The sequence below is a fragment of the Sulfitobacter sp. HI0040 genome, from assembly GCF_001634885.1.
In the GTDB taxonomy this organism is placed as follows: Bacteria; Pseudomonadota; Alphaproteobacteria; order Rhodobacterales; family Rhodobacteraceae; genus Sulfitobacter.
This window is the reverse complement of the sequence record NZ_LWEX01000533.1, coordinates 1-507: the sequence shown is the minus strand read 5'-3', so window position 1 is coordinate 507 and position 507 is coordinate 1. Positions and strand designations below refer to the sequence as shown.

At 59.6% G+C, this 507-nt stretch carries 2 protein-coding genes; one reads left to right on the top strand and one right to left on the bottom strand.

Annotated features, from left to right (window positions below):
- Positions 1 to 220, top strand: a 220-nt coding sequence (locus A3728_RS23800; protein ID WP_236630579.1) for a hypothetical protein, incomplete at its 5' end; no start/stop codon positions are given.
- Here A3728_RS23800 and A3728_RS20105 read toward each other — a convergent pair.
- Positions 187 to 507, bottom strand: a 321-nt coding sequence (locus A3728_RS20105) for a DUF4864 domain-containing protein (protein WP_067927900.1), incomplete at its 5' end; no start/stop codon positions are given. The genes A3728_RS23800 and A3728_RS20105 overlap by 34 nt on opposite strands.

Here is a 507-nt window from a genome sequence, read left to right as displayed (position 1 = left end):
GCTTCTTCCCAGCGTTTTGGGCAACGCCGAAAGCACGGTCGAGGAAAGCCACTCCGCAGGCATCGGGACCGGCACGTGTTCCAGCGGCGCGTTGCCGGGCAACGCAGGAACGGGGAAGTATTCTTCAGGTATTAACGAAGGGCGCGCCGGGGGCGCGCAGCAAGCAAAGACCGCGCAACGCTTGGGTCAGGCCGTAACGCCCGGATTACCGAGGATCTGAACGGCACCGATGCGCCAGCCTTCTTCGGTTTCTTCCATCTTGTAGTCGAGCAGATGCATGAAACCCTTCGCATCGGTTATCTGAACCTTCTGCCAGAGGTTCCCGGCCACTTCGCGCAGTTCAAGATACCGCACCTCTGCCGGGCGATGGACCATGGGATACCCCTGGGTGACCATGCGCTCGAAATTCTGCGGGCTCTGGAAAAGAAACCTGAGTTGCGGTGTGGCATAGCCAAAGGCGGTGTCGAAATCGTCCGCCTTGAAGGCTTCGAACTGGCTATCGATGGT